Annotated in this window: 21 protein-coding genes; 9 read left to right on the forward strand and 12 right to left on the reverse strand. The window is 64.3% G+C overall.

Annotated elements, in window-relative coordinates; genetic code table 11:
- Positions 1-8: 8 nt before the first annotated feature.
- Both UB31_RS20365 and UB31_RS20370 read right to left on the reverse strand, forming a co-directional pair.
- A complete protein-coding gene (locus UB31_RS20365; RefSeq protein ID WP_045012188.1) occupies positions 9-869 on the reverse strand; it encodes an alpha/beta fold hydrolase in 861 nt (286 codons plus the stop codon).
- An 85-nt stretch (positions 870-954) separates the two neighbouring features.
- Positions 955-1,650, reverse strand: coding sequence for an alpha/beta fold hydrolase (locus tag UB31_RS20370; protein ID WP_045012189.1), 696 nt, complete (start codon positions 1,648-1,650; stop codon positions 955-957).
- Positions 1,651-1,791: 141 nt separating this feature from the next.
- Here UB31_RS20370 and UB31_RS20375 point away from each other — a divergent pair, with 141 nt between their 5' ends.
- Entirely contained in the window at positions 1,792-2,394 is a 603-nt protein-coding gene (locus tag UB31_RS20375) for a CGNR zinc finger domain-containing protein (RefSeq protein WP_045006157.1), read from the forward strand.
- Positions 2,395-2,440: 46 nt separating this feature from the next.
- Positions 2,441-3,145, forward strand: a complete 705-nt coding sequence (locus UB31_RS20380) for a haloacid dehalogenase type II (RefSeq protein WP_045012190.1) — start codon at positions 2,441-2,443, stop codon at positions 3,143-3,145.
- On the opposite strand, the gene UB31_RS20385 is transcribed toward UB31_RS20380, so the two are convergent.
- Positions 3,132-3,794 carry a TetR/AcrR family transcriptional regulator gene (locus tag UB31_RS20385; protein ID WP_045012191.1) on the reverse strand — a complete coding sequence of 221 codons (663 nt, stop codon included), beginning with the start codon at positions 3,792-3,794 and terminating at the stop codon, positions 3,132-3,134. The genes UB31_RS20380 and UB31_RS20385 overlap by 14 nt on opposite strands.
- Before the next feature lie 187 nt (positions 3,795-3,981).
- On the opposite strand from UB31_RS20385, the gene UB31_RS20390 reads away from it, so the two are divergent.
- From UB31_RS20390 to UB31_RS20405, 4 genes are all read left to right on the forward strand, one after another.
- A complete protein-coding gene (locus tag UB31_RS20390; RefSeq protein ID WP_045006279.1) occupies positions 3,982-4,845 on the forward strand; it encodes a DUF3313 domain-containing protein in 864 nt (287 codons plus the stop codon).
- A gap of 56 nt (positions 4,846-4,901) precedes the next feature.
- Positions 4,902-5,162 (forward strand): hypothetical protein, encoded by a 261-nt coding sequence (locus tag UB31_RS20395; RefSeq protein WP_045006160.1) that lies wholly within the window; start codon positions 4,902-4,904, stop codon positions 5,160-5,162.
- Positions 5,163-5,366: 204 nt separating this feature from the next.
- Positions 5,367-5,609, forward strand: a complete 243-nt coding sequence (locus tag UB31_RS20400; protein ID WP_245306029.1) for a hypothetical protein — start codon at positions 5,367-5,369, stop codon at positions 5,607-5,609.
- 146 nt (positions 5,610-5,755) lie between these two features.
- Positions 5,756-6,685: a LysM peptidoglycan-binding domain-containing protein gene (locus tag UB31_RS20405; RefSeq protein WP_045012192.1), complete on the forward strand. Its 930-nt coding sequence runs from the start codon at positions 5,756-5,758 to the stop codon at positions 6,683-6,685.
- A gap of 6 nt (positions 6,686-6,691) precedes the next feature.
- On the opposite strand, the gene UB31_RS20410 is transcribed toward UB31_RS20405, so the two are convergent.
- The gene (locus UB31_RS20410; protein ID WP_045012193.1) at positions 6,692-7,765 is read right to left on the reverse strand and encodes a tartrate dehydrogenase; all 1,074 of its coding nucleotides are present in this window, start codon (positions 7,763-7,765) and stop codon (positions 6,692-6,694) included.
- A 21-nt stretch (positions 7,766-7,786) separates the two neighbouring features.
- Entirely contained in the window at positions 7,787-9,085 is a 1,299-nt protein-coding gene (locus UB31_RS20415; RefSeq protein WP_045012194.1) for an MFS transporter, read from the reverse strand.
- Positions 9,086-9,217: 132 nt separating this feature from the next.
- Between UB31_RS20415 and UB31_RS20420 the strand changes: the two genes are divergently transcribed.
- A complete protein-coding gene (locus UB31_RS20420; protein WP_045012195.1) occupies positions 9,218-10,135 on the forward strand; it encodes a LysR family transcriptional regulator in 918 nt (305 codons plus the stop codon).
- A gap of 38 nt (positions 10,136-10,173) precedes the next feature.
- Complete coding sequence (locus UB31_RS20425; RefSeq protein WP_045012196.1) at positions 10,174-10,998, forward strand: aspartate dehydrogenase; 825 nt, start codon at positions 10,174-10,176, stop codon at positions 10,996-10,998.
- Between the two features lie 3 nt (positions 10,999-11,001).
- Here UB31_RS20425 and UB31_RS20430 read toward each other — a convergent pair whose 3' ends face one another.
- From UB31_RS20430 to UB31_RS20460, 7 genes are all read right to left on the reverse strand, one after another.
- Entirely contained in the window at positions 11,002-12,306 is a 1,305-nt protein-coding gene (locus UB31_RS20430) for a PQQ-dependent sugar dehydrogenase (RefSeq protein WP_045012197.1), read from the reverse strand.
- A 427-nt stretch (positions 12,307-12,733) separates the two neighbouring features.
- Positions 12,734-13,360 carry a methyltransferase family protein gene (locus tag UB31_RS20435; protein WP_045012198.1) on the reverse strand — a complete coding sequence of 209 codons (627 nt, stop codon included), beginning with the start codon at positions 13,358-13,360 and terminating at the stop codon, positions 12,734-12,736.
- Between the two features lie 30 nt (positions 13,361-13,390).
- On the reverse strand, positions 13,391-14,422 hold the full coding sequence (locus UB31_RS20440; protein WP_045012199.1) for an NAD-dependent epimerase/dehydratase family protein: 1,032 nt from the start codon (positions 14,420-14,422) through the stop codon (positions 13,391-13,393).
- Positions 14,423-14,454: 32 nt separating this feature from the next.
- Entirely contained in the window at positions 14,455-14,973 is a 519-nt protein-coding gene (locus UB31_RS20445; RefSeq protein WP_045006280.1) for an Mpo1 family 2-hydroxy fatty acid dioxygenase, read from the reverse strand.
- A 173-nt stretch (positions 14,974-15,146) separates the two neighbouring features.
- A complete protein-coding gene (locus UB31_RS42220; protein ID WP_045012254.1) occupies positions 15,147-15,815 on the reverse strand; it encodes an OmpA family protein in 669 nt (222 codons plus the stop codon).
- The gene (locus UB31_RS42225) at positions 15,815-16,231 is read right to left on the reverse strand and encodes a hypothetical protein (RefSeq protein ID WP_045006169.1); all 417 of its coding nucleotides are present in this window, start codon (positions 16,229-16,231) and stop codon (positions 15,815-15,817) included. Before UB31_RS42225 ends, UB31_RS42220 begins: the two co-directional genes overlap by 1 nt.
- A 135-nt stretch (positions 16,232-16,366) precedes the next feature.
- Positions 16,367-17,209 carry an SDR family NAD(P)-dependent oxidoreductase gene (locus UB31_RS20460; protein ID WP_045006170.1) on the reverse strand — a complete coding sequence of 281 codons (843 nt, stop codon included), beginning with the start codon at positions 17,207-17,209 and terminating at the stop codon, positions 16,367-16,369.
- A 164-nt stretch (positions 17,210-17,373) separates the two neighbouring features.
- On the opposite strand from UB31_RS20460, the gene UB31_RS20465 reads away from it, so the two are divergent.
- The gene (locus UB31_RS20465) at positions 17,374-17,760 is read left to right on the forward strand and encodes a winged helix-turn-helix transcriptional regulator (RefSeq protein ID WP_045006171.1); all 387 of its coding nucleotides are present in this window, start codon (positions 17,374-17,376) and stop codon (positions 17,758-17,760) included.
- Positions 17,761-17,769: the final 9 nt, after the last annotated feature.

Genomic DNA, 17,769 nt, shown 5'->3' on the forward strand with positions numbered 1-17,769 from the left:
TCCTCGCCCTACCGGAGCTGGCCCAGGACATCGCGAATGCTCGCCGCGATCTCCGTTGCATGCGTTTCCAGGGCGAAATGACCGGTGTCGAAGAACTGCACCACCGCGTTGGGATTGTCGCGCTTGAAGGCTTCGGCGCCGGGCGGAATGAAGAAGGGATCGTTCTTGCCCCAGACCGCGAGGAACGGCGGCTTGTGTGTGCGGAAGTAGTTTTGGAATGACGGATAGAGCGCGACGTTGCTCTTGTAGTCGCCCATTAAGTCGAGCTGCACGTCATCCGAGCCCGGGCGCGCCAGATAGAAATTGTCGAGATTCTGGCCGTCCGGCGACACCAGGCTCGGATCGGGTACGCCATGCGTGTATTGCCAGCGCGTCGTCTCCGGCGTGAGGAAGGCGCGCAACGCATCGCGGTTGGCCGGCGACGGGTCCTGCCAATAGGCTTTGATCGGAGTCCAGCCGTCGCTCAGCCCGTCCTCATAGGCGTTGCCGTTCTGCGAGATGATGGCCGTGATCCGCTCGGGATGGCTGAGCGCAAGCCGGAAGCCGGTCGGCGCGCCATAGTCGAAGACGTAGACCGCAAAACGATCGAATCCGATCACTTCGGTGAAGCGCTCGATCACGCGCGCGATGTTGTCGAAGGTGTAGTTGAAGGTGTCGCGTGAGGGCATGTCGGACTGGCCGAAGCCGGGAAGATCGGGCGCAACGATGTGGAATTTGTCGGCGAGCAGCGGGATGAGGTCGCGGAACATGTGGCCTGCGCTCGGGAAGCCGTGCAGCAGCAGGAGCTTCGGCGCGCCGACAGGTCCGGCCTCGCGATAGAACACATTGAAGCCATCGATGTCGGCCGTGCGATATCTGGTGGAGGTCATGACAGTCTCCGTGATTGGTAGCTGATGTGGTTGCCTTGAGAAGATTGGATTCGGTGCTGACGCAACGCCGGTGCCGCAGGCGGCTTTAATTACCGCTTACGGCGCGGACCGCGTCGCGAATGATGTCGGTGACGGCCGTGGGCGCGGTGACGCTGGGCGTGTGATCAACAGGCAGGGCGCGGATGTTTGCCTTCATGCGCTCCGCCATATAGCGCTGCGTGTCCGGCACGATCATGCGGTCCTGCTCGGCGATCAGGAACCAGCTCGGGACGTCCTTCCAAAGCGGGCGGCCGACTTGCACCGTGATGCAGTTCAGCGAGATCGGCCGCTGCACGGCTGCGAGCACGGCGCGATCCTCCACCGAAGCGTTCTGCGCAAAGGCCGTCGCGAAGGCATCCTCAGGCAGCCAGATCAGTCCATTGTCGTCGGGTGCGAGTTTCGGCGCCTGCTGATGCGGCGGAAGGCGATAAAACACGTCCGCAACCTTCTCGCCCTCGTCGGGGGCAAGGGCCGCGACGTAGACCAGTGCTTTCACGCGCGCAGGCCGTGCGAGCGCAATCACCGCACCGGCATAGGCGTGTCCGGCAAGCACGATCTGGCCTTCTGTGCGATCCAGGCTGCGGTTGAGGGCCGCGACATCGTCGGCGAGAGAGGTCAGCGGCAATGGCGCCGCCTGCGCCTTGATCCCCTCGGCCTCGAGCGCGGTGATGACATGCGCCCAGCTCGATCCATCCGCCCACGCGCCGTGGGCCAGGACCACCGTCACATCGCTTTTGGCCATTTCTATCTCCATACATAACCTGTCTAATTACTATAATCAGGTTATTTCGGTCGTAGTAACTTGTCAATAGTCAGTTTACAGGTTATGTGAAGCCCATTCCGTCTGGCTGGGGAGCCGCGCGTGCCAAACAGACCGCCTGCCATGTTCATTGCCGACTCACTCGGTCTCGATTTCCTCAATTCGATCGCGACGCCGGTCGATACGCCCGTCGACTGGATCGACGACGGCGAGGGCCTGATCGACTGGCTGGCCCAGGCGAGGCTCGTTCCTTCTGACGAGCTCGACGCGATGAAAGGGCGCGCCTTGCCGGGCGAGCTCGATGAGGTCGCGGATCAGGCGCGCGCCTTACGCGAGTGGTTCAGAGGTTTTGTTCGCAAGCATGCCGGCCGGCCGCTCACGGCGAAGGCGCTGCAAGAACTCGGTCCGCTGAACAGCCTGCTGGAACGCGACGAGATGTTCCGGCAGATCACGCCACGTCATGGCGAGGGTGGTGATGGTCTTGCGCTGCAAAGGATGCGGCGCTGGCGATCGCCCGAATCCCTGCTGCTGCCGGTCGGCGAAGCGATGGCAAAATTTGTCTGCGACGAGGACTTTTCGGACGTGAAGGCGTGCGAGGGCCACAGCTGCACGATGCTGTTCGCCGACCACACCCGCAGGCGCGCGCGACGGTGGTGCATCATGGCGGTCTGCGGCAACCGCGCCAAGCAGGCCGCGCATCGGAGCAGGCTCAAGAGCAGGCAGTGACAGGGCCGGGGGCGACAGCGGACCTGACAACAAGGACTCCAACACCATGGCTGATCTTCCCCTGATCGTTTTCGACGTCAACGAGACGCTGCTCGACCTCGAGACGATGGAGCCGACCTTCGCGCGCATCTTCGGCGACAAGGACGCGATGCGCCTGTGGTTCGCCAATTTCATCCTCTATTCCTCGGCCCTCACGGTCGCCGGCTGTTATGTCCCGTTCACCGACATCGGCGCTGCCGTGATGAAGATGCTGGCGGATACAAAAGGCATCCGGATCGATGAGCGCGACAAAAAGGAGCTGACCGAGCGGTTTTCGACGATGCCGCCGCATCCCGAGGTTCCTGCGGCGTTGCGCAAGCTGCGCGACGCCGGCTTCCGCCTGTTCACGCTGACCGACAATCTGCTCGAGGTGCAAACGCGGCAGCTCACGCATGGCGGCATTGTCGATCTGTTCGAGCGGCGTTTCAGCGCCGACGGCGTCAAGCATCACAAGCCGTCGCGTGAGGCCTATGGCTATGTCGAGCGCGAGCTCGGCGCAAAACCCTCGCAGTTCTGTCTCATCGCCTGCCACACCTGGGACACGCTCGGTGCGGTGGCAGCGGGCTGGGAGGCGGCGCTGATCAGGCGCGTCGGCAACGACGTCCTCGGTGTTGGTCCGCAGCCGCAGATCGTTGGTGATGACCTCAACGACGTCGCCGATCAGTTGATCGCGCGCCACGGTCGATCCGCGGACCGACCTACCGCTTCTTGACCAGCTTGAGGGGACGACTGGCCTTCTGATTGGGATGCTTGATCGCGACGCTCTGTGTGTCGGGCGGGCTCAGGAAGCGGACGAGCATCGTTCTGAGATGCGCGGCGCTCTGCTTGATATCCAGCTTGGGATTGCGAATCGGCATGGCGCGGGATCCGTCGATGATGGCGATCAGGACGTTCGCCGTCGTATCCGGGTCCAGCCCTAAATCGACCCGCCCCTGGTCTTGCGCCCGGCGCAGGAAGTCAGCCCACAGGTGGCGGAACGCATTGGTGTGCCGTTGGATGATCTTGGCGAATTCCGGATTGCGGGCGGCCTCCGCGAGGCCATCCATGTTGAGGACCTGGGTCGGGCGGAGCCGCAGGCAGGTTTCCTCGATGTCGGTAAGCAGCGCCTCGATCACGTCGGGGGCAGCCAGAATCCTTTCTAGCCGTTCGGCCGCGTACGCAAGACCCAGGTCGATCATCGCCTCGATGATCGCCTGCTTGCTCGCGAAGTAGTGATAGAGGTGGCCGGGGCTGATCCCGGCTTCGGCGCAGATGTCCGTCGTGCTGGCCCCGCGAAAGCCGTCCCTGGCGAAGCAGCGGATCGCCGCGTGGAGAATCTCCTCGCGCTTCTGCTCATGCTTGACGGGGTCGACTTTCCTCAAAGCGCGCGTCTCCCTTCCCTGATCGCCCCATTTAGCACGACGGTCCGCCACGAGAAAATCAAAATTAGAGAGTTCCATCTATTTATGTTGACGGGTAGCAAGGGGCGTGAGAATGATTGTTAGAGAAACCTCTCTAATAAATTATCCAGGCGTGAGTGGGACCATGCGCTTTCAACGGGCGGCCCTGATGTCTGTCACGCTTGCGCTCGGTGGGTGCGCGGCCGCGCCGCTCGAACGGGCCGGCTCCCTCAGGAGCTACGACCGGATGACGGACGCCAACGGGCTGGTGACGCGATCGCAGATCCGCGTGAACAAGAAGGACGTGCTGGCGGCCAAGACGGTCCGGATCGCCTCGACCGTCTTTCCCGCGCGCACCGACGTTGCGCTGAACGAAAAGGAGCGGCGCCTGGTCGCGAATGCCATCAGCCGCGAGCTGTGTCTCCGCCTGAGCGAGCGCTTCCGCATCGTGGCCGCCGATGACGACGCCGACCTCACGGTGCAGGCGACGGTGACGCATGCCACAGCGACCAGCCCGACCGCCTCCGGCGCATCGCAAGCCCTGTCGATTGCGAAGACCGTTGCGCTTCCCGGCGTGCCTGTGCCGGTGCCAAGGCTTCCGGTCGGGCTTGGCAGCCTGTCGGTCGAGGCGGAAGCGCGCGATTTCGCCGGATTTCAGAAGGCGGCCATGGTCTGGGCGCGCAGCGCCAATTCCATCACGAACTCTGCGCGGGTCGCCAACGAGGGCGATGCCTACGATCTCGCCGCCGATTTCGGCGCCGACTTCGCCAAGCTGGTGACGACTGGAGACTCTCCGTTTGGTGGCATCCCTGCGCTGCCCCCGATCGAAAGCATTTCCGTGCGGTTCGGCGGCGCGCCCAAATATGTCGCGTGCGAGGCGTTCGGACGGTTTCCAGGCGTGACGGGCTTTGCGGGGGAGAAGCTCGGCCTGCCGCCAGGCTGGACGGATTCAGGTGCCAAGGAAAGTTCGACCAACACTCCGGCCGCGCCACCGGCGCCCGAAGTGCCTTCAGGCCAAACGCTCACACAGTGACGTGGCCGCCGTCACGTCCAAGCTCAACATATTCGTAGCCGTTTAGAGTAGATGACATGCTGACATCCGGAACAACTCGCCCTTTCCAACGTGCTCTGCGCCAAAGCGCAGCGCGTGCCGATATTCGTGCGAGCGCGGAGGCCATTCCCCTATTCACGGCCGATGAGGCATGGAGCCGGACGAATGCGGATCGGCGCGTAGCCGGCGAGAAGGATGGCCAGGAGTCGCTCCTCGAGCCCGGCTTCTGGATGACGGCCCTGGTCGCGTTTCTGCCGACCGCCGCGGGCTGTCTCTATCTCTTGCTGACCCAGGGGTGAGGCGCGCTTCGAACGCGACGCCGAGGGGAAGCAATGCAATCACGATATGGGTTGACGCGGCGTGGTCGCCGGGCACTTGCCTTCGGCCGCCGCAAATCACCGCGAGCTTTGGCAGTTGTCTTGACGCTGCTATTGGCGGGATGCGCGTCGAGCGCGAATCTCCCTCCTGCCTATCATCCCCCGCGCCCGCCGAGTGCCAAAGCGGTGCAGGAGGGTGTCAAGAAGGCCACCGCCGAAGCCAAGCTGACCGGAAGCCTCGCGGCATCCGCCGTCCGCCACACCGATCACGGGCCGGGATCGTATTTCGTCTGCCTGAGGCAGACAGGTCCCTCGGCGGGCGGACGGCCCGCCTATTCGGTCTTTTTCGACAATGACGACTACAAGGGAATCCAGAGCTCGGTGATTTCTGACGCCTGCGAAGCCAAATCATTGGTTCCGTTCAAGTGAGGCCACGATGCCGGGAGGGTCGGAAAGAGCGTCCCCGCTGACGGGCGTCATCGGGCCCGGTTCCGTGCCCCAAAATACGCCAAATCGGTGGTCACTAAGCCCCGCGGGGGAGGCCTGTGCCTCCTGTGGTGGGACTGCGGGACTTGATGATTGATCCAAGGCGACTTGTGGTGCTGGCAGCGGTTGCGCTGCTCGCCTTGAACCCCGACATGGCCGCAGGCTCGCCCGCCAAGTCGAAGCCGGCTGCGATCCCGACCGTCGCGCCGCCGCCCCCTCCGGCCGAGCCGCTGCCGCCGCCGAAAATCTACCTGTTCCGTGGCGCGATGGGGCCGATCTTCTCGACCGGCATGGACCGGCTCAGCGAGAAGCTGACACAGGCCGGCTTCTCCGCCGACGTCAACGAATTCACCATCTGCCGATGGATCGGCAGCCGCGCCATCGCGAGCTACAAGGAAACGCCGGCGCCGATCGTGTTGATCGGCCATTCCATGGGCGGGCTATGCTCGGTGATCATCTCCGAGATGGCGGCCAAGGAAAACATTCCGATCAGCCTCGTCATCACCATCGATCCCGCGCACGCGACCGATGACGTGCCGCTCAATGTCGAGCGCTTCATCAACATCTACCTCTCCGACAGCGTGCTCGGCGGCGGCAACGTGGTGGCGGTGCCGGGCTTCCGCGGCCACTACGCTAGCTACGACCTGAAAGAGAACCCGCGCGTCAGTCACATCAACATCGAAAAGTCGGACGACATCCATCGCCAGATCATCGAGATGGTGACGCAGCTGCCGCGCATCCAGGCGCAGACCCAGGCTGATGCCGTGCCGCTGCGCTATCTCGTGCCCGGGGATACGCTGGTCGAATTGTGGGATAGCGGCGTGCGGCTGCCGGTACGCCGGGGCGACACCATGGAGAGCATCGCGGCCGCCAATCGCGTGCCGCTGTGGTCGCTCGCGCAGAGCAACTCGCTGCCGGAGAACGCGCCGCTTACCCCCGGCCAGACCATCATCGTTCCGCGGCATTTGACGCCACCCGAGCCGGCTGCCGCGATGGCGACGCCGCCGGCCCGGAGGTAATTTTTCTCAGACGTTCGACCCATTGATCGCGTCGATCACGGCGTCCGTCACTTCCTTCGTCGTAGCACTTCCGCCGACATCGGGCGTCAGTACGCCGGCCGCGCAGACGCGCTCGACGGCCGCCATCAGCCGCACCGCGGCGTCCTTCTCGCCGAGATGCTCGAGCATCTGCGCGCCGGTCCAGAATGTTGCGACCGGATTGGCGATGCCCTTGCCGGTGATGCCAAAGGCCGAGCCGTGGATCGGCTCGAACATCGAGGGGAAGCGGCGCTCTGGATCGATGTTGCCGGTCGGCGCGACGCCGAGGCTTCCCGCGAGCGCGCCGGCGAGATCGGAAAGGATGTCAGCGTGCAGATTGGTCGCAACGATGGTGTCGAGGCTCTTCGGATGCAGCGTCATGCGCACCGTCATGGCGTCGACCAGCATCTTGTCCCAGGTGACATCGGGGAATTCAGCCGCGACCTCGGCTGCGATCTCGTCCCACATCACCATGCCGTGGCGCTGTGCGTTCGACTTGGTCACCACGGTCAGGAATTTGCGCGGCCGCGACTGCGCCAGCTTGAATGCATAGCGCATGATGCGGGTGACGCCGACGCGGGTGAACACCGCGACTTCGGTGCCGACCTCTTCCGGCAGGCCGCGATGCGCGCGGCCGCCCATGCCGGCATATTCGCCTTCGGAATTCTCGCGCACGATCACCCAGTCGAGATCGCCGACGCCGACATTGCGCAGCGGCGAGACGACGCCTGGCAAAATCTTGGTCGGCCGCACATTGGCGTATTGATCAAAGCCCTGGCAGATCGGTAGCCGCAGGCCCCACAGCGTGATGTGATCGGGCACGTCGGGCGCGCCGACCGCGCCGAAATAGATCGCGTCGAACTTCTTCAGTTCGGTGAGGCCATCCGCCGGCATCATCACGCCGTGCTTCTTGTAATAGTCCGAGCCCCAGTCGAAGGTCTTGATGTTGAAAGCGATGTCGCCGCTGCGCTTTGCGAGCGCCTCCAGCACACGGATACCGGCTGAGATGACCTCGGGGCCGATACCGTCGGCTGGAATTGCTGCGATCGAATGCGTGCGCATGAGAGTGCTCCGTTTCAGATATCAATGAGTTTGCGTGACGGGTTCGACGCGCGCGGTCTGCGCGCGCGACAATAGCAGGGTGAGGACCGCGGAGAGAACGAGCAGGCCAGCGACGAAGTAAAGCCCGCCGACAAAGCTGCCGGTCTGGTCCTTGATCCAGCCGATCATGGCCGGCCCGACAAAGCCGCCGAGATTGCCGATCGAGTTGATGGTGGCGATGCCGGCCGCGGCCGCAGGGCCGGACAGGAACAGGGTTGGCATGCTCCAGAGCGGCGGTTTGGCAGAGGAGATGCCGATGTTGACGAGCGTGAGCGCGATCAGCACCGTGACCACGCCGGTCGCAAGGCCGGCATAGGCGAGCCCGGCCGCAGCGATCAGGCAGGCCCACACCACATGCCATGTGCGCTCGCCGGTGCGGTCCGAATGCCGCGCCCACAGCACCATGGCGACGACCGCTGCGGTTGCCGGCAGCGCATTGAGGAAGCCGACCTGGAGCGTGGACAGGCCAAACTGCTTGATGATCTGCGGCGCCCAGACACCGAGCGTGTAGAGGCCGGCCGAGGTGCCGAAATAGATCAGCGACAGCGCCAGCACGCGCGGATCGGCGAGGCCGCGCCAGATGCCATGGCTCGCGGTCGCGGCCTTGCTGGTGGTCTCTGCATTCATCTCCTCGACCAACCATCGGCGCTCGTCGTCCGCGAGCCATCTCGCCTTCTCGGGCCGGTCGGTCAGGAATGCCAGCACGACGAAGCCGAGCAGCACGGCCGGCACTGCTTCCAGCACGAACAACCATTGCCAGCCCTTGAAGCCGAACAGGCCGTCCATCTCCAGCAGCGCACCGGAGACCGGCGAGCCCAGCACGGTCGAGAGCGGTGCTGCGGCCATGAACAGCGCCGTCACCGCGGCGCGCTGGCGCGCCGGGAACCAGTAGGAGAGATAGAGGATGATGCCGGGAAAGAAGCCGGCCTCCGCGACGCCGAGCAGGAAGCGCAGCACGTAAAAGCTGGTCGGGCCCTGCACGAAGACCATCGCGGCCGAGACGATCCCCCAGGTGATCATCACCCGCGCGATCCAGATCCGCGCACCGACCTTGTGCAGGATGATGTTGGAGGGCACCTCGAACAGGAAATAGCCCCAGAAGAAAATGCCGGCGCCAAATCCGTAGACCGTGGGCGACAGGCCGATGTCCTTGTTCATCGTCAGCGAGGCGAAGCCGATATTGACGCGGTCGATGAAGGCCACGAAGTAGAGCAGCATGATGAAAGGAACGATGCGCCAGGTGATCTTGCGCAGCACGCGTGTCTGAATCTCGCTCGCCACCTTGGCCTCCCCAGAGTCCCGATTTTTCGTTGTGTGGCACTAAGCCTAGGCGGAGGCGGCAGGCGGACTCAATTGGCGCTGGTTTATACAAAAAAATGATATAATCATCGCAAAGCGAGACGAGGGGACCGAATGGAATTGCATCAGCTCCGATGCTTCGTGGCGGCGGCCGAGCAGCTGCATTTCGGCCGGGCGGCGCAGCATCTCCAGATGCTGCCTTCCGCGCTCGGCCGCCAGATCAGGCTCCTCGAGGAAGATCTTGGAACGCGGCTGTTCGCGCGGACGACGCGCGCGGTGTCGCTCACCGAGGACGGTGCCACGCTCTTGCGCGACGCCCGCGCCATCCTCTCCCGTGTCGAGGCGGTCGAGAGCAATTTACGCAACCGCTCGCGCGCAGGCGCCGCACGCCGGCTGCGTGTCGGCGCGATCGACAGTGCGGCGGCTGGCCTGTTGCCGCCGCTCCTGCGCGACTTCCGCGCCAAGCATCCGGAGGTCGCGGTGCAGCTTCTGGAGGACAAGACCATCCGGCTGCTGCCGAAGATCCTGACCGGCGCGCTCGATCTCGCCTTCGTCCGACCGCCGGACCGCCCCGACAAGCGGCTCGAATTCCGCCATCTGCTTCAGGAGACTGCGATCGTGGCGTTCCCGCAGCGCCACGCGCTCGCCGCGCGCACGTCCATCACGCTGGCCGAGATCGCCGACGAGCCGATGCTGGTGCCGGACCGCCGCTCGCGGCCGCACAGCCACGACCTCACGATCAAACTGTTCGAGCAGGCTGGCCTGACGCCGCGCATCGTGCAGGTCGCCGACGAAAAGCAGACCATCATCCATCTGGTGGCTACGAAGCTCGGCGCTGCGATCGTGCCGCGCTGGACTACGCGGATGGCGGTCTCCGGCGTGCGCTTCGTGCCGCTCCGGCCGAAGCAGAGCGGCCCCGTCGGCCGGCTGCCTCTCGCTGCGGCATGGCTGCGCGGCTCGCGTGACCCGGCCCGCGATGCGATGCTGTTGGTGCTCGAGGCGCGCCTCCGCAGCTATGCGCGGGAGGCGTGAGGCGCTATGACATGGGCTTGGCAAGAAAGCGGGATGCGATGACTGGACATAAGGCTTCAAACGAATTGCGGGTGGCCATCGCGGGCCTGGGCTCGATCGGCGGCAAGATCGCGACCGCGCTCGATCAGGGCATCGAAGGCTTGACGCTGTCGGCGGTGGCCGTGCGCGATCCCGCCAAGCATCAGACTTTCCTCAGCAGCCTGCGCCGCTCGCCGCAAATCGTGCCGATCGACCAGCTCGGCGATGCTGCCGACATCGTGGTCGAATGCGCGCCGAGCAGCCAGCTGCGTGCGATCGTCGAGCCCGCGGTGAAGCGCGGCAAGGCCGCGGTCGTCGTTAGCGTCGGCGGGCTGCTCGACAATTTTGATCTCGTCGATCTGGCCCGCGCCAATGGCGGCCGCATCATCGTGCCGACGGGGGCGCTGATCGGGCTCGATGCCGTCAACGCTGCTGCCATCGGCACCATCCATTCGGTGAAGATGGTGACGCGCAAACCGATCGATGGGCTGAAGGGCGCGCCCTTCATCGTCCAGAACAACATCGACATCGACAATCTGCGCGAGCCGCTCAAGCTGTTCGAGGGCACCGCGCGCGAGGCCGCGAAGGGCTTTCCGGCCAATCTCAACGTCGCGGTGGCGCTGTCGCTCGCGGGCGTCGGGCCGGATCGCACGTCCGTCCAGATCTGGGCCGACCCGACCGTGACGCGCAACGTTCACCGCATCGAGGTCGAGGCGGATTCGGCGCGCTTCTCGATGTCGATTGAGAACATCCCGTCCGAAAATCCCAAGACGGGGCTGATCACGGCGCTGTCCGTGATCGCGCTGCTGCGCAAGCAGCGCGCCACGTTGTGTGTGGGAACGTAATTCTTACGCGCCGGTGACACGCCAGATCACGTTGCCGACGTCGTCGGCCATCAGCAGCGACTTCTTGTCGGGGCCGATCACGACGCCAACCGGGCGGCCGTAGGATTCCTTCTCGTCCGGGGACAGGAAGCCCGACAGGATGTCGCGACCGGGGCCCGAGGGCTTGCCGTTCTCGAACGGAATGAACACCAGCTTGTAGCCGGACAGTGTGCTGCGATTCCACGAGCCGTGCTGGCCGATCACCATGCCGTCGGGGAAACCAGGCAGCGTCCCCGCGGGCATCCAGCACAGGCCGAGCGAAGCGGTGTGGCCGCCGAGCGCATAGTCAGGCGTCAGCGCCTTGGCGACCAGTGTCGGATCCTGCGGCACGCGATCGTCCACCGTCTTGCCCCAATAGCAATAGGGCCAGCCGTAGAAGCCGCCGTCGCGCACTGAGGTGAGATAGTCCGGCGGCGTCTCGTCGCCGAGACCATCGCGCTCGTTGACGACGGTCCAGAGCACACCCGTAGTTGGCTCCCAGGCAAGACCAACGGGATTGCGCAGGCCAGCGCCGAAGATGCGATGCGTGCCGGCGACGAGGTCGAGCTCATAGACCGCGGCGCGGCCTTCCTCGACCTCCATCCCCATCTCGGCGATATTGCTGAGCGAGCCGACGCCGGCATAGAGCTTCTTGCCGTCGGGGCTCGCGAGCAGACTGCGTGTCCAGTGGCCGCTCGGTTTGAATGTGGTGAGCCTTTTGCCAGCCGCGGTGATGCGGTCGGCATTGGCGACATAGGGAAAGGCCATCACGCCGTCGGTGTTGCCGACATAGAAGGTATCGCCGATCAGCGCCATGCCGAACGGCTGGCTGAGGTTTTCCATGAAGGCGCCGCGCACTTCGGCGACGCCGTCACCGTCCTTGTCGCGGAGCAGCGTGATGCGGTTGGCGCTGACGCCGAGGGCTGCGGCGCGCCGCATCGTCGCCTGCATCGCATAGTGAAACACCGATCTCGGGGCACCTGCGATCTGGGTTGCTTCCGCGATCAGCACGTCGCCGTTGGGCAGCACCTCGATCCAGCGCGGATGGTCGAGGCCGGCCGCGAACGCATTGACCTTGAGTCCGGGCGCGACCGTCGGCTTCTGCCCTTCGCTCCAGCCTCGCGCGGTCGGCATCTTCAACGTCGGCAGCGCGCCTTGCGGCTTCGCTTCGGGAATCGACGGCGCCTGGCCCCAGGCGGGCGCGGGCGCGGTGCCCGACAGCTTTCGCCATTGCAGCGCGATGCCGCCGACGAACGCGACGAACTGCGCAAAGATGCTGGAAAAGGTCATGAAAATCCCCTGTCGAACCTGCGGCACTGTGCAACGACGAATCGTCCAAAGCCCCGCGCGGGCTCAGACCGGATCGTCGACCTCTCCAGATCGAGGATGGAATGTCGTCGTGCCGTTTTGCGCGCGCATCCAACTTGGTAGCGGTAAAAAGGTCAACCTGCGCGGCTCGGATCGGGCCGTTTAGCGTGTGCGCAGATGGCAGCCCGCCGAATTTGCATGGCAAGGATGCGAGTCCATCACCGTCATCCTGAGGTGCCGAGCCATGGGGCGCAGCGCGCCACATGGGGAGCCTCGAAGGATGGACGGCCCGGCTGCATCTCGGCCGTGCATCCTTCGAGGCTCGGCTCACGATGCATTCGCATCGCAAACCTCGCACCTCAGGATGACGGGATCAGCAGCGGTGTTGTTGCAGGAAGTACCCCGCCCGTCAGCGCGGCGACAAAAACGGAATGATCATCGGGACGCGGCGGCAATAGTCGCCGTAGGCGTCTTCGCCGAGCTCCTTGGACAGGAACACCTCTTCCATCCGGCCCTTCTGCCACATGCCGAGCGAGATCAGGATGGCGCCGAGGATCGTCGTGACGGCGCCAATCGCGATGCCGGTGACGAGCATGCCGAAGATCAGTCCGGTGTAGATCGGGTGACGCACGATGCCGTAGGGGCCGGTGTCGATGACGCGGTGGTCTTCCTTGTGGGTGATGGTGTTGGACCAGAATTTTCCGAGGTGCAGCCGGCCCCACCAGGCGAAGGCGATGCCGGCGATCGAGAGAACCGCGGCGATGGTGATGCCGGTGTTGCCGAGCACCCAGAGCGGCTTCCAGCCCAGGATCTCCGCAATCCACGGCGTGTACAGGATGCCGCCGACCAGGATCGGCAGGCGATAGCGCTGCGACTCGAGCGTCATGACCTGCTTCTTGGTCCGCCCCTGCCAGAACGAGGCGCCCACCCAGCTGGCGAGAAAGGCTAGCCAGATCAGGGCCAGGAGTTCGGTCGGCCAGGTCGTGGTCCAACCACCCCAGGCGACAGAGAGAAGCTTGCTGAAATCAAAGGACATGCGGAAAGGTTCTTTGGGTTGGGCGGCGGCTCAGCTCGCGCGCGAAGAGAGCGCGTGATGCTCGATGGCGCCGGAGGCTGGCTCGCCGCCGCAGGCGAGCAGATGGGTGATGGTTTCGCGCAGCACGGGTTCGATCGGGCGCGGCGCATAGCCGAGCTCGGTGCGCGCCTTGCCGATCGAGAGATCGCTTGCGGCAAGCGCAATGCGCACGCCCTCGGCGGTGCCGTTGGGCGGCCGGCGCGTAATGCGATCGGAGATCGATTCGAGCATGATGGCGGAGAGTTCGGCGATCTTGCCGGGAACGACGACGGGATACTGCCGCCGTCCGCTCATCGCGGACATCATCCGCAAGATCTGGCCAAGCCTGACGCAATCGCCGCCGAGGATGTAGCGCTGGCCGATGCGGCCGCGCTCCATCGTCAGCACCAGGCCCATGGCGACGTCGCGGACGTCGACGAGGTTGACCAGGAAGTCGAGATGCGGCTGCACCTTCTTCTGGAGGAAGTACCACAGCATCGCCGTCGGCGGCGTCAGATTGTGGTCGGCAGGTCCGATCGGCATGGTCGGCGTGCCGATGACGAGCGGGAAGCCCGCAGCCGCAGCCTTCGCGGCGTGGTGCTCGGCGAGCGACTTCGACCGCGTATAGGCGCCGGGCATCGCGTCGGCCGGCTGGAGCGCCTCCTCGGCGGCAACACCGTTGAGGTTCGAATAGGGGAACAGGATCGATTCCGTCGAGCAGTGCAGGAAGCGCGAGACGCTGCGCTTCATCGCGGCTGCCAGCACGACCTCGGTGCCGCGGTAATTGACATCGTGAAAGGCCTGCTTGTCGGCGACCCACATGCCGGGCAGGCCGGCGAGATGATAGACCTGATCGACGCCGGCAAGCGCGGCATCGACCGCGGCGCCATCCAGCACCGAGCCGTGCACATATTCAACGTCCCCGTTGGCCGCGGCCGGCGGCCGGACATCGAGAACACGTACCCGCTGCCCACGGGCGCGGAGCGCTTCGACGAGATGCTGTCCGATGAAACCACTGCCACCGGTAACCAGTACGAGATTCATGAAGAAGGTTTTGCTGTTCCGCTTCTAGCAAGCTATCGGGTTGAAAGGGAGTTGGTCGGAAGAGGCGCGAGAATCGCGGCAAGGTCGCGACGAAAACCCAGTGCAATGAATAATTTCGCCATGACGAACATCGGTCCCAGCAGGAAATGAGTGGGGTGGTCGACCATTGACGGCTGCCGCTCCTCAAACACCCTGTGGCCGACGATCTGCGATGCGACGCCAAACCCGATCAGCACCGCAAAAATCGACCACATCATGGCAATCGAGACCTGATTGCCGATCGCGGTTGCGACCGAAAGAAGCACAATCATCGCCGCGAGGATGCCGAGGCCAATCCCGGCGTCCAGCATCAGCCAGTATACCAGCACTGGCAGGGCCAAAATCGCCGCCAGGCTCACCTCGACCCCGAACACCGGGAAATGGACCAGCGTCAGCGGCAGCGTTGCGCCGGTGAAGAGCAGGAGAATACCGACCACATGCATCGCGCAGTTCCAGGGATCGCGGTGGTATTCGACATAATCGGCCAGTTGGCGTTGAAAATAGCCAGCCATCTTGGTCTCATGCAGCACGGGGTCGGGGAAGGACGAACAGAGGCTATAGCACCGGAGCGGGCACTGCACAAACCTGCGCTCTTGTCGCACAAAACCGCGCTGTCGCGCTGTGAGACGGGTCACAAAACAGTCAGGACTTCAACAGGTTCCGTCGGGTGGCGAAGCGCGTGCGCTCAGTGCTTCTTGGCGGGCTTTTTCGTCGCAGGCGCGGGCGCCGCAGCCGGGTGCGCAGGCTGTTCTTCGGGCACCTTGGCAAAGGTCAGGATTTGCAACTGGCCGTTGACCGCCGAGGTCGGCTTGGCGCGGTCGAGGAACTGTTCCTCGCCGAGGCCGATCGGCTGGAGCCGCTTGGTCGAGATCTTGAAGGTGTTCACCAGCACGTCGCGGATCGCGTCCGCCCGGCGCTGGCTCAGGATCGCATTGGCCTCTCGTGTCTTCGCATTGGATTCAACATGGCCGACGATCAGGAATGTGTAGGGCAGCAGCGAGGCGTGAACCAGCGCGTCCGCGAGCCGGCCGACGGTCTGGTAGGAGTCCGGCTGGATGATCGGCGTGTCGGCGTCGAACTGGATCTGCGCGTTGAAGGCGGGCAGCTTGGCGAGGTCGGGCGCGATCGGTGGCCGGTTCACCGGACCCGGATCGTTCTTGATCCTGGCCTTGGCCCGCTCCATCACCTGCTGCTTCAGCGCAGGGATGTCGACCTCGGCGGCCTCCTCGAAATGATTGAGCTTGCCGACGATGTCGTCACGGGTCGGCGCCGTCTGCGCGCCCGCGGTGCCCGCGAGCAGACCTAGGCCCAGCGCGATGCCAATTCCGGCGGTGGTGAGCCCGGTTGCGCGCATCATCGGTATCCCGCGTCGTCGACGGCCTTCAGGCAGTTGTTGCTGATGCCCTTCGGTGTCGAGACCAGGCAGGGGATCGACTTGCTGGTCTCCTTGGTCGAGCCGCCGCAGACCTTGACGATCTCGCGCTGGCAGACGTTCGCGACCGTGACGCGGGCGGCCACCCGCTTCAGGATGGCGTCGAAGGCCGTGAGGTAGTCGGTCTGGCATTGCGGCGACAGCACATCCCGGTTGCGGGACAGGCATTCCTTCAGCCGGGTCGAGTCCGGATTGACGCCGCGGCAATTGGCGACGATTTCCGCGCCGCAACTCTTGGCCAGCAGCCCGAGCGAATCGCCAAAGCTCATGGTCTCCGCCGTCGCAAGCGACGGCATCCCCAATGCAAGCACGATCAATGTGATGGAGCCCCGGACCATGGCTGCATCTGATACGGGGAAGTTCGCGATGGTCAAGGGGCGTTCGGGCCAGAACTGTCGAGAGTCCGACGAGTGCGGCGAACAGTCCTCACTCCGTGGCGTGCGCGCGGGCCTACCGGCTGATTCCCAACCGCATCACCGCAGGCTGGCGTGGAGTTCCGGCGGCCCGCCCAACCTGTATCGCAGCGAGAGCGGAGTGCTGCCGTCGATGTCGGTGATGCCGAACTGCGCGCCCAGTTCGGCACCGATCAAGGCCCTGCCCGAATAGTGCATGAGATCGCCGGACGCGTAGAGGGCTGCTATGACCCGGCCCGTGAACTGCGGCGATTCCCGCTTGGCCGTCGGTCTCGCTTCGGGCGGCAAGCTGGCGATGTACGCACGGGCGCGTTCAGTATCGAGGCCACCCATCCAGATCGAGACGGCGGCGACGTTGTGGGGACGCAACTCCTTCGCCATGTCCGCCGCCATCTTGTCGGCGCCCGCCTTCTGCGCACCATAGACGGGGCTGTGATAATAAGCGACTGCCCCATAATGCCCCGTATTGACGATCAGCCCACGGCCGTTCGCAATCAACAAGGGTGCTGCATAGAAGCTGGCCACGAAATGCGATCGCAGCCCGATCATTATCAGATCGGCCGCCTCCAACGGCTTCTCCCAGAACCCTCCGGGCAGTGTCAGCCCGACCGCCTTCACCGCGTTGTTGACGAGCAAGTCGAGACGGCCATGATCGCGTCCGACCCGAGCGAACAACTCTGCTACGGCCTCGTCATTGGAATGATCGATGCACATCGGGATGCCCTTGCCGCCGGCTTCGCTGACAAGCGTCGCCGTCTCCGCCACTGTGCCGCCATAGGGCGAGTCATCCGGCGTCTGGCTGCGTCCTGTCACATATACGGTTGCGCCGGACCGTCCAAGTGCGATGGCGATACCCTTGCCCGCTCCCCGGCTGCCTCCCGTAACTACGGCCACCACATTCATGATCTATCCCTCGCGATGCTTCGGGCGCGAGCCTGACGGCCGGCACCAGTTCTCGTGTCCAAATGCCCGCCATAAGGGCCGAACTGCTTCCGCGGAGAATAGGGAGCGTGGTATTCAAAGCGCAAGAACGCACCACAAAGTGCAATACACACCCTTAGGTAACTATGGCCAAAATTTCCCAAAGCTCTTCGCAGATATGTTCCACAGCCGAGATCGAGGACGCCTTGAAGGTGCTTGAAGGCCGATGGAAAGCACTCATCCTATTCCATCTTTTTCGCGCGCCGGTGCTCCGGTTTTCGGAACTGCGTCGCGCAATTCCTGGCGTCTCTCAAAAGATGTTGATCCAGCAACTCCGTGATCTGGAAGGGGACGGCGTCGTTGTCCGCAAGGTTTACTCTGAAGTGCCTCCCAAGGTGGAGTATGCTCTGACAGAGGAAGGATTGGCTCTGCGTCCGGCGCTGGTTGCACTTAAGTTATGGGCAGCGTCACGGAAGGGAAATCTCTTGAATCCGCCAACGAACATCTCCGCGGCCAATTCTAATGAGTCCTGAGCCTGGATT

Origin of the sequence: Bradyrhizobium sp. LTSP849 (genome assembly GCF_000938255.1) — a bacterium.
GTDB lineage: Bacteria > Pseudomonadota > Alphaproteobacteria > Rhizobiales > Xanthobacteraceae > Bradyrhizobium.

Bases quoted from the DNA above. Each gene is read 5' to 3' on its own strand.
- UB31_RS42220 (WP_045012254.1), bottom strand. From the start codon at position 15,815: ATGCGCGCAACCGGGCTCACCACCGCCGGAATTGGCATCGCGCTGGGC.
- UB31_RS20460 (WP_045006170.1), bottom strand. From the start codon at position 17,209: ATGAATGTGGTGGCCGTAGTTACGGGAGGCAGCCGGGGAGCGGGCAAG.
- UB31_RS20405 (WP_045012192.1), top strand. From the start codon at position 5,756: ATGATTGATCCAAGGCGACTTGTGGTGCTGGCAGCGGTTGCGCTGCTC.
- UB31_RS20390 (WP_045006279.1), top strand. From the start codon at position 3,982: ATGTCTGTCACGCTTGCGCTCGGTGGGTGCGCGGCCGCGCCGCTCGAA.
- UB31_RS20430 (WP_045012197.1), bottom strand. From the start codon at position 12,306: ATGACCTTTTCCAGCATCTTTGCGCAGTTCGTCGCGTTCGTCGGCGGC.
- UB31_RS20370 (WP_045012189.1), bottom strand. From the start codon at position 1,650: ATGGCCAAAAGCGATGTGACGGTGGTCCTGGCCCACGGCGCGTGGGCG.
- UB31_RS20365 (WP_045012188.1), bottom strand. From the start codon at position 869: ATGACCTCCACCAGATATCGCACGGCCGACATCGATGGCTTCAATGTG.
- UB31_RS20440 (WP_045012199.1), bottom strand. From the start codon at position 14,422: ATGAATCTCGTACTGGTTACCGGTGGCAGTGGTTTCATCGGACAGCAT.
- UB31_RS20375 (WP_045006157.1), top strand. From the start codon at position 1,792: ATGTTCATTGCCGACTCACTCGGTCTCGATTTCCTCAATTCGATCGCG.
- UB31_RS20395 (WP_045006160.1), top strand. From the start codon at position 4,902: ATGCTGACATCCGGAACAACTCGCCCTTTCCAACGTGCTCTGCGCCAA.
- UB31_RS20465 (WP_045006171.1), top strand. From the start codon at position 17,374: ATGGCCAAAATTTCCCAAAGCTCTTCGCAGATATGTTCCACAGCCGAG.
- UB31_RS20445 (WP_045006280.1), bottom strand. From the start codon at position 14,973: ATGGCTGGCTATTTTCAACGCCAACTGGCCGATTATGTCGAATACCAC.
- UB31_RS20410 (WP_045012193.1), bottom strand. From the start codon at position 7,765: ATGCGCACGCATTCGATCGCAGCAATTCCAGCCGACGGTATCGGCCCC.
- UB31_RS20420 (WP_045012195.1), top strand. From the start codon at position 9,218: ATGGAATTGCATCAGCTCCGATGCTTCGTGGCGGCGGCCGAGCAGCTG.
- UB31_RS42225 (WP_045006169.1), bottom strand. From the start codon at position 16,231: ATGGTCCGGGGCTCCATCACATTGATCGTGCTTGCATTGGGGATGCCG.
- UB31_RS20380 (WP_045012190.1), top strand. From the start codon at position 2,441: ATGGCTGATCTTCCCCTGATCGTTTTCGACGTCAACGAGACGCTGCTC.
- UB31_RS20425 (WP_045012196.1), top strand. From the start codon at position 10,174: ATGACTGGACATAAGGCTTCAAACGAATTGCGGGTGGCCATCGCGGGC.
- UB31_RS20435 (WP_045012198.1), bottom strand. From the start codon at position 13,360: ATGTCCTTTGATTTCAGCAAGCTTCTCTCTGTCGCCTGGGGTGGTTGG.